At 63.3% G+C, this 9,081-nt stretch carries 9 protein-coding genes; 4 read left to right on the top strand and 5 right to left on the bottom strand.

From position 1 onward, the window contains the following. A partial coding sequence (locus ENZ74_RS12050; protein WP_127312785.1) for an elongation factor G occupies positions 1-1,200 on the top strand: 1,200 nt, incomplete at its 5' end. 719 nt (positions 1,201-1,919) lie between these two features. Further along, positions 1,920-2,417, top strand: a complete 498-nt coding sequence (locus ENZ74_RS12055; RefSeq protein WP_013530080.1) for an isoprenylcysteine carboxylmethyltransferase family protein — start codon at positions 1,920-1,922, stop codon at positions 2,415-2,417. Positions 2,418-2,483: 66 nt separating this feature from the next. Here ENZ74_RS12055 and ENZ74_RS12060 read toward each other — a convergent pair whose 3' ends face one another. Together ENZ74_RS12060 and trxB are read right to left on the bottom strand one after the other, a co-directional pair. Continuing rightward, positions 2,484-3,380, bottom strand: a complete 897-nt coding sequence (locus tag ENZ74_RS12060; protein WP_013530079.1) for a LysR family transcriptional regulator — start codon at positions 3,378-3,380, stop codon at positions 2,484-2,486. A 79-nt stretch (positions 3,381-3,459) separates the two neighbouring features. Beyond that, entirely contained in the window at positions 3,460-4,434 is a 975-nt protein-coding gene (gene trxB, locus ENZ74_RS12065) for a thioredoxin-disulfide reductase (RefSeq protein WP_063168808.1), read from the bottom strand. A gap of 249 nt (positions 4,435-4,683) precedes the next feature. Between trxB and ENZ74_RS12070 the strand changes: the two genes are divergently transcribed. Further along, the gene (locus ENZ74_RS12070; protein WP_013530077.1) at positions 4,684-5,163 is read left to right on the top strand and encodes an Lrp/AsnC family transcriptional regulator; all 480 of its coding nucleotides are present in this window, start codon (positions 4,684-4,686) and stop codon (positions 5,161-5,163) included. A 253-nt stretch (positions 5,164-5,416) separates the two neighbouring features. Then, positions 5,417-6,211 (top strand): glycosyltransferase family 2 protein, encoded by a 795-nt coding sequence (locus ENZ74_RS12075; RefSeq protein ID WP_063168809.1) that lies wholly within the window; start codon positions 5,417-5,419, stop codon positions 6,209-6,211. 4 nt (positions 6,212-6,215) lie between these two features. Here the strand turns inward: ENZ74_RS12075 and ENZ74_RS12080 are convergent, their stop codons facing one another. From ENZ74_RS12080 to rfaE1, 3 genes are read right to left on the bottom strand one after another with little or no spacing between them, the layout of a single operon-like run. Beyond that, the gene (locus ENZ74_RS12080) at positions 6,216-6,875 is read right to left on the bottom strand and encodes an HAD-IIIA family hydrolase (RefSeq protein ID WP_063168810.1); all 660 of its coding nucleotides are present in this window, start codon (positions 6,873-6,875) and stop codon (positions 6,216-6,218) included. Beyond that, a complete protein-coding gene (locus tag ENZ74_RS12085; protein ID WP_024504153.1) occupies positions 6,868-7,440 on the bottom strand; it encodes an SIS domain-containing protein in 573 nt (190 codons plus the stop codon). The genes ENZ74_RS12080 and ENZ74_RS12085 overlap by 8 nt, the downstream gene beginning before the upstream one ends. A gap of 7 nt (positions 7,441-7,447) precedes the next feature. After that, entirely contained in the window at positions 7,448-8,941 is a 1,494-nt protein-coding gene (gene rfaE1 / locus ENZ74_RS12090) for a D-glycero-beta-D-manno-heptose-7-phosphate kinase (protein ID WP_063168811.1), read from the bottom strand. Positions 8,942-9,081 lie beyond the last annotated feature (140 nt).

The raw sequence follows: 9,081 nt of genomic DNA on the forward strand, positions 1-9,081 counted from the left end.
CGCAAGCGGCTCGGTGCACCCGACGGCGCGGCTACCCTGGTCCAGGTGATGAAGACCATCCACACCTCGCATGGCGGCAAGCTGTCGGTGTCGCGCATCCTCTCCGGCCAGGTCGTCGACGGTTCCGAACTCTGGCTGCCCGGCGGCGACACGGCCAAGGTTTCCGGCATCTACCGGATGCTCGGCAAGGACCATTCCAAGCTCTCCATCGCCAAGGCCGGCGATACGGTCGCGCTGGGCAAGCTGGACGAGGTCAAGACCGGCCAGACGCTGAGTTCGGCCAAGGGCGGCATCAAGCCGCTCGTCCAGTTCGAGCCGCCGCAGCCGGTCTTCGCCTTCGCGCTCCGTCCCAAGGAGCGCAAGGACGAAGTGAAAATGTCGGCTGCCATCCAGCGGCTGGCCGAGGAGGACCCCTCGCTCAGCCTGCGCCACAACCAGGACTCGGCTGAAACCGTGCTGTCGGGCCATGGCGAGATGCATCTGCGCGTGGTGCGCGAGCGGCTGGAAGGCAAGAACCAGATACCGGTCGAAGGCCATCCGCCGGCGGTGCCCTATCGCGAGACGATCCGCAAATCGGCGCAACAGCGCGGCCGTCACAAGAAACAGTCCGGCGGACATGGCCAGTTCGGTGACGTGGTGATCGAGATCAAGCCGCTGCCGCGCGGCTCCGGCTTCCAGTTCACCGACACCATCACCGGCGGCGTCGTGCCCAAGACCTACATCCAGTCGGTCGAGACCGGGGTCCGCGACTATCTGAAATCCGGGCCGCTGGGCTTTCCGGTCGTGGATGTCGCAGTCAACCTGTCGGACGGCTCCTACCATGCGGTCGATTCCTCCGACATGGCCTTCCAGATGGCGGCCAGGCTGGCAATGAAGGAAGGCATGGCCGCGTGCTTGCCGGTGCTCCTGGAGCCTGTGATGAAGGTCGAGATCGTCACACCCTCCGACGCCACCTCGAAGATCATCGCTCTCATCCCGCAACGGCGCGGCCAGATACTCGGCTACGACGCGCGGCCTGGCTGGCCAGGATGGGATGTCGTCGAGGCAACCATGCCGCAAGCCGAGATCGGCGACCTGATCATCGAGTTGCGCTCGGCGACCGCGGGCGTTGCCAGCTACCGTGCCGTCTTCGACCACATGGCCGAACTCACCGGCCGTCTGGCCGACGAGGCGATGAACACCAACGGCAAGGCTGCCTGATGGCGTAGCGTTCCTCTCGAACCTGATTCGAGGGGACAAAAGAAAACGACGTCCGGCGGGGACCGGACGTCGTTTTGTTCGCGGACCGTTTCCTTGGGAGGTAAAACGGCAGGTCCGCCGCATTTGGTGCCGCCGAGTTCGGCGGAAAAACGGTTCGGACGCGGTAGCCGCCTGAGCCCGGGCCGTACGAGTGATGCCCCCATCTCCCGTCCGAACCACACCGCGTCCTATGATCCACATAGCAGGTCGCGGGCGCCCGGGCTATGTTACCAGAGGTTACATGTCACCGTTACGTGGCAATTGTGATGGAATTTTTTGCCGGCCCAGCAGAGCACAGGCAACAAAAAAGCCGGATCAATGAAGATCCGGCTGAGTTTGATTGGAGTGCCTGTTAAGGCTAACCTCCAGAGGGGAACACTCGAGGGCGCTAATGGGAGGAGAACGCGCCCAGGAGATGATCTATATATGTGCTCATCATGCCCAAGAAACAAGCATCTATTTTGCAACACACGCATGCAAAAAGACGCAGGCTGTGGTCTAACCCATTCCAGAAGCCAATAGGACCAGCAGAATCGTCGAAATGGGCCGCCGAATCGGGCAATTGCAACTACAGAATTGCCGATCTCGGCTGGCTTTCGGCTCAAAATGCCAAAACCGGGCAATGATGTGGAAGCAGGCAGCAGGCGTGCATTTCTAAGGCAATCGGGAGGAAGCAGCCAATGCGGACGTTTTCGGCGATCGCCGGCAGTGCGGCCTTCTTCATCGCGGCGCCCTGCGTGGTTGCCGGGCTGGTGCCCTGGCTGTTGACCGATCGCTGGGGCTTGCCGTGGTCTGGTCTGCCGGGCTTTGTTCCTGCCGGCGGGCTTCTGATCGCCGTCGCGATCGCAGCACTGCTGCATGCCTTCGGTCGATTCGCGCTTGAGGGCCTCGGCACGCCCGCTCCGGTCGCGCCAACCGAGAGGCTGGTGATCGGCGGCATCTACCGTCATGTCCGCAACCCGATGTATGTCGCCGTGCTGTCGATCATCCTCGGCCAGGCATTGCTGTTCTCGAGCTGGACGCTGGCCGCTTATGCGGTCATCGGCGCGATCGCCATGGGCTCTTTCGTGCGGTTCTACGAGGAGCCGACTTTGGCTCACCGGTACGGCGCCGAATACGACGCCTACCGCCGCAACGTGCCCGGCTGGCTGCCTCGACTGTCGCCCTGGCGGGGGTAGGTGAAACCGGCAGCGCCGTCTCAGGGCATGTTGAGGCTCAGGTCGGGCCAGGCAATCGACATGTCCTTAGAATGACCAGCTTCTCGCCTTGGCGATGATAAAGTCCCGGAACACGTGCAGCTTGGCCTGGTTCTTCATCGCGTCCGGATAAGCAAAATAGGTGTCGAAAGACGGCACCTCGGTCTCCGGCAGCAGCTGCACGAGGTCGGAGTCCTTGCTGATCACATAGTCGGGCAGCATGGCGATACCGGCACCGCCCTGCACCGCCCGCTTGATCGACAATATGTCGTTGATCTGCAGCGTCGGCACCCTTTGCCCGCCTTCGAAATCACCGACCGTTTCCAGCCAGTTCAGCTCCGACAGATGCGACGGCACCGGCACGCCGAAGGTGACGATGCGATGGGCCTTCAGCTCGGCGACGGAAGACGGCCTGCCATGCTTGGCGACATAGGATGGGGCCGCGTAGAGGTGGAAATGCACGGTGAACAGGCGGCGCTGGATCAGGTCCGGCTGCTGCGGCTGGCGCAGCCGAATGGCGCAATCGGCCTGGCGCATGGTGAGATCGAGCTCCTCGTTGGCGAGGATTAACTGCAGGCTGATTTCAGGATAGAGTTCGATGAATTCCTGCACCCGCTCGGTCAGCCAGCCGGCGCCCAGCCCCACCGTCGTCGTCACCCGCAGCACGCCCGACGGGCGATCCTTGGTCTCGGTCAGCCGGGACTTGATGGTCTCCAGCTTCATCAGCACGTCATGCGCCGTGCGAAACAGCATCTCACCCTGCTCGGTCAACACCAGCCCGCGGGCGTGGCGGTTGAACAGCGGCACGCCGACATCATGCTCGAGCGCGCTGACCTGCCGCGAGATCGCCGATTGTGACAGATGCAATGTCTCGGCCGCATGGGTAAACGACCCCGCCTCCGCCGCAGCGTGAAACACGCGTAGCTTGTCCCAGTCCAACGCCATGATTCCCCTCGTTCTGTTTTGGCGTCTGAATGAAAAATCAGGCTTTTACACGGCGTTTCTAAGCCGCTCTCTGAACTCTCTACTCGGCCGCTTCGCGATGCACTTCGATGCCGGCCAGATACTTCTCCGCCTCGAGTGCGGCCATGCAGCCAAGCCCCGCTGCCGTCACCGCCTGGCGGTAGATATCGTCGGTCACATCGCCGGCCGCGAACACGCCCGGCACATCGGTGCGGGTCGAATCCGGCGCCGTCCACAGATAGCCGTTCGGCTTCTGCTTGAGCTTGCCGGCGAACAGTTCAACCGCCGGCGCATGGCCGATGGCCACGAACACACCGTCGATCTTGAGGTGCGACACCTCGCCGGTCCCCGCATGCTTGAGCTTCAGCCCTTCGACCGAGGGCGGCAGCGGCGTCTTGCCGGGCCGACCGGTGATCTCGTCGACGATCGTGTCCCAGATGACGCGGACATTGTCCTTTTTCAGAAGCCGCTCGCGCAGGATACGTTCGGCGCGAAAATCGCTGCGCCTGTGGATCACCGTCACGCTCTTGGCGAGATTGGACAGATAGAGCGCCTCTTCCACCGCCGAATTGCCGCCGCCGATCACCGCGACATCCTTGCCCCGGTAGAAGAAGCCGTCGCAGGTGGCGCAGGCCGAGACTCCAAAACCCATAAAGTCCTGCTCGGTCGGGATGCCCAGCCATTTCGCTTGCGCGCCGGTCGCGATGATCAGCGCGTCGGCGGTGTAGGTGGTGCCGGAATCGCCCTTGGCACGGAACGGTCGCACGTTGAGGTCGACCTCGGTGATGATGTCGTTGATGATGTCGGTGCCGACATGCTCGGCCTGTTTCAGCATCTGCTCCATCAGCCACGGACCCTGGATCGGGTCGGCGAAGCCGGGATAGTTCTCGACATCGGTGGTGATCATCAACTGCCCGCCCTGCTGCAGGCCGGCGACCAGCATCGGCTTCAGCATGGCGCGGGCGGCGTAGACCGCCGCCGTATAGCCGGCCGGGCCGGAACCGATGATGAGAACGGGCGCGTGCTTGGTGGTCATCTAAAGCCTCTGCGGAGGGCTGCCGGCAATTGCGGCATGGAAAACTCGATCATTGTCGCGCGTAATGTAAGTGTTGCCCACGACGCCAGCAAGGCAAGTTGGAGTTCGTCCCCGGAAAGCTTTGTCACACCCTGTCGCCTGCGGATCCCGCGAAATATTCCGGGCGAAGGATGGAATGGACAGCGAAGTCGTTTAATTACAAAATCACGCAAGATTCTTGCGTGTTGCCCCTCATGATCGAGAGCCCTCATGCCGCTCAAGGCCGACCTCGACGCCATCGACTGGAAGATCCTGCGCGAATTGCAGGGCGACGGCCGCATGACCAATGTCGAACTGTCGAACCGCGTCGGCATTTCGGCACCGCCATGCCTGCGCCGCGTCAAGCGCCTGGAGGAAGCCGGCATCATCCGTGGCTACCGCGCTCTGCTCAACGCACCAGCGCTCGGCCTTGATGTCGTTGCCTTCTGCCTCGTCGGCCTGCATCATCAAGCCGATGCCGAGCTGCGCATCTTTGCCGAGCGCACCCGCGGCTGGCCGATCGTACGCGACGCCTGGATGGTGTCGGGCGAATCCGATTTCCTCCTGCATTGCGTGGCGAGCGACCTCGGCGCCTTCCAGAGCTTCGTCATCGAGGAACTGACCTCGACCCCGAATGTCGACACGGTGCGCACAGCGCTCACCATCCGCCGGGTCAAGGACGAAGGCTTGGTCTCGTTCGCACAGCCTTGAGCCGGTTGAACCGCAACCGGCTTTCGCCGATGCGGCCTGAGCGCCTCGCCATATCAGCGCCGCTTTGGCGTTCGATAGGCTCTCCTGTGGAGCCGGATGTACTGCCGTAGCCACCTTGCTGGTTTCCTAGAGCAATTCCAGAAAAAGTGTGTAACGGTTTTCCTGGGAAAAGCGCATAGCGCTTTCGGGATTGCATAATACAGGTGGCGCAGGGCAGCCCAATTCCGAGAACAGTGTGCCGTGGGGTGGGACGATGACTCGATTTTCTAGCCCGGTTTCGGCGCTGGTCATCTGTATGAACGAGGCCGACATGATCGGCGAATGCCTGGAAAGCGTCGACTTCTGCGCCGAGATCATCGTCGTCGATTCAGGCTCGACGGACAGCACTCTGGACGTCGTCAATGCGTTCATCGCCAAGGGCTACCCGATAAGGCTGTTTCACAATGATTGGCCGGGCTTTCCTCGTCAGCGGCAATTCGCGCTCGATCAGGCCACCCAACCGTGGTGCCTTTCGATTGAAGCCGACGAGGCCATCGATGACGTTCTCAGGCAGTCGATCACGAATGTGACGCAGCTTGGGAACGATGCTTTCGACGGATGGTACATCAGGCGCCGCGACAAGCTGAAGGGTTATGGCTATGCGCACCGCTGGGTGCTTCACAACAGGCTGCTGCGTCTTTTCCGGCGCGACAAGGCGACCATGGACCTCAATCTGCGGGTCCATGAGTCGTTCGAGGTGCCGGGCGAAACCGGCACCATAGAAAATGGCGTGCTGCTGCATCGCCGCGAAATGACTATTGCCGAGGATCTGGCGAGAGCCAACACCTACTCCAGCCTCAAGGTCGCCACGCTGGTCGAACGAGCCAAGAAGCCTGGCCTGATAAGACTGGTGCTGTCGCCGCTTGGCAACTTCCTGAAGTTTTACCTGGCCAAGCGCTACTTCCTGTGCGGCCGGCACGGGTTCGTCTATTCGATGCTGGTGATGGTGTATTCGTTCGCCACCGAGGCCAAGCTCTATGAAGCCTGGCGGGACAACGATCGGGTATAAACCGTTAGGGCGCGCCCGAGGCGGCCCCAAGTGCAGCTATTGCGGCGAGCAGGCCGTCGAAGTCCGCGCGGTCGCACCAAGGCCGAATTGTGAAGCCCCGTCGGACAGCCGCTTGCCCGTCCACCAGCCAGCCCTGCGAGAGGCCGGCGCGTTGTCCCGCCTCCATGTCGGCCTCCTTGTCGCCGACGATCAGCGAACGCCGCAGATCGAGCCCGAGGCGACTGGCCGCCTCCAGCAGCATGCCCGGATTGGGCTTGCGCATCGGATGATCTGCGGCCGCGAGCGGGCCGGAGCCCGCCTCGTGATAGGCGCAGGCAAGGACCATGTCGACGAACGCATTGTCGGCGCGTAGCAGTTCGAGCACGCGGCCATTGACGGCGGCGAAATCGCTCCAGCCGAAATAGCCGCGCGCGATGCCGGACTGGTTGGTGACGACGATGACGGGAATGCCGGCCCCGTTGGCGGCGGCTATCACCGCGGCTATATCCGCGCGCAGCACCATTTCGCCAGGATCATCCGGATAGCCCGTATCGATATTGATGGTGCCGTCGCGGTCGAGGAACAGCGCCGGAGAGCCGGCGGCGAACACCTTTGAGCCGACCTGCTCGACCCACAGGCCCGGCTCAGCCAGCGGATAGCGGCCAGAGGTCGTGGGATCAGCCATTGCTGAGGCGCGCTTCGACCACCTCGCACAGATGATGATAAAGGCACAGATGCCCCTGCTGGATGATCGGCGTCGAGGTCGACGGAACGTTGAGCAGGATATCGGACAGAGGTTTCAGCTTGCCGCCGGTATCGCCGGTCATGCCGATCACCGTCATGTCCATCCTCCGTGCCTGTTCGGCGGCGGCGAGGATGCTCGGCGAATTGCCGCTGGTCGAGATTGCCAGAAGCACGCCGCCGGCCGCGCCATGCGCCTCGACCTGGCGCGAAAACACCGTGTCGAAGCCATAGTCGTTGCCCCAGGCGGTCAGCACCGCCGCATTGGCCGGCAGCGCGATGACATTGTAGGCCTTGCGCTCCTTGAGAAAGCGGCCGACCAGTTCGCCGGCAATGTGGATGGCGTCGCTGGCCGAGCCGCCATTGCCGGCGATGAGCAAGGCCTTCCCCGACGAAAGCGCCGTCACCACCGCGCTCGCCGCCCGCTCCATCTCACCGGTCAGGTCCCGTTCGACCATGGCTGATATGGCAGCCGCCGAGCGGACAAGGTAATCGTTCAAGTCGGACATGAAACCCTCAGTTTGTGGTGCCGCCGGCGCGCAATTTGCCAATGGTGTTGGTGGTGCTTTTTCCAGCGACGAGATCGACCAGCACGACGCGTCCGCCGGCCTTCTGCACCACATCGGCGCCGACCACGGTATCGACCGTGTAATCGGCGCCCTTGACCAGTATGTCGGGCAGCAGCGCTTCGATCAGCGCCAGCGGCGTATCTTCCTCGAACACCACGACCGCGTCGACCGAGGCGAGTGCTGCCAGCACGCAGGCGCGGTCGTGCTGGTCGTTGACCGGCCGGCCGGCGCCCTTCAGGCGCCGCACCGAGGCATCGCTGTTGAGGCCGAGCACCAGCCGGTCGCACTGGCTTCGCGCCGCGTGCAGCAAGCTGACATGGCCGGCATGCAGGATGTCGAAGCAACCATTGGTGAAGCCGACGCTCAGGCCCTCTTCCTTCCACGCCGCCACCATGCGGGCGGCCGATGTGGCGTCGAGGATGGCGTCCTTGTGGGCGGTCGGCCCATGTGAACGGAACAGCGCGCCGGTGAGTTCCTCGACCGTCAGCCGCGCTGTGCCGCGTTTTCCCACAACGACGCCACCAGCGGCATTGGCGATCGAAGCGGCCATGACCGTATCGGCGCCTACGGCCAGCGCCAGCGCGAAGCTCGCGATCACCGTATCGCCGGCGCCCGAAACGTCGAACACTTCGCGCGCCTGGGTGGCGATGTGGCGCGCCTCGTCGGGGCCGACCACGCTCATGCCCTTTTCGCTGCGCGTCGCAACGACGAAATCGAAACCATGTGCCGAAATCAGCTGGCGCGCGGCAGCCACGATCTCGTCATCGGCGAACACCGCATGGCCGACGGCCTCGCCGAGTTCCTTGCGGTTGGGGGTGATGGCGGTCGCCCCGGCATAGCGCGCGTAATCGCGGCCCTTCGGGTCGACCAGCACCGGCTTTCCAGCCTCGCGGCAGATGGCGATCAAGTCGCCGGCGACGCCGTCGAGCAGGATGCCTTTGCCGTAATCGGACAGGATGACGATGTCGGCGTGCGCCAGCGCGGCGCGGAAATGGCGGATCAGGCCGGCTCGCTCCGCGGCGCCGAGCGGCTTGATCTCCTCTTCATCGAAACGCAGCACCTGCTGGTTGAGCGCGCTGAAGCGGCTTTTGGACGATGTCATGCGACCAGGCTCCTGCGCGAGGCCCGCCGTATCGGCGCCAAGTTCCCGCAGCATCCGCACCAGACTGTCGCCCGCCAGATCGGCGCCGATTACGGAAACGGGGACAGCGGCAGCGCCGAGCGAAACGATGTTGGCCACGACATTGCCGGCGCCGCCCATGGTCGAGGTCTCGCCGCGCCCATGCAGCACCGGGATCGGCGCTTCCGGCGAGATCCGCTCGATGACGCCGTTGACGAAACGATCGAGGATGAAGTCGCCGACCACCAGCACGGTGGCTTGGCCGAACCGCGCAATGGCGCGGTGCAATGGTTCTGGAGAAGGCGGATTGTGCTTGATCATGTCACTGGCAACGCGAGGGTAAGGCAAATCTCAATTGTGATGAAAATTGTCAATTTACGGGCCGGATCGTTCATGCCTGCCGATATACCGCAAATCCACGCAGCGCAACGTCAGGACATGACCCGCGACTGTCCGATGCG

It is taken from the genome of Mesorhizobium sp. M7A.F.Ca.CA.002.15.2.1, assembly GCF_003998715.1.
GTDB lineage: Bacteria > Pseudomonadota > Alphaproteobacteria > Rhizobiales > Rhizobiaceae > Mesorhizobium > Mesorhizobium ciceri.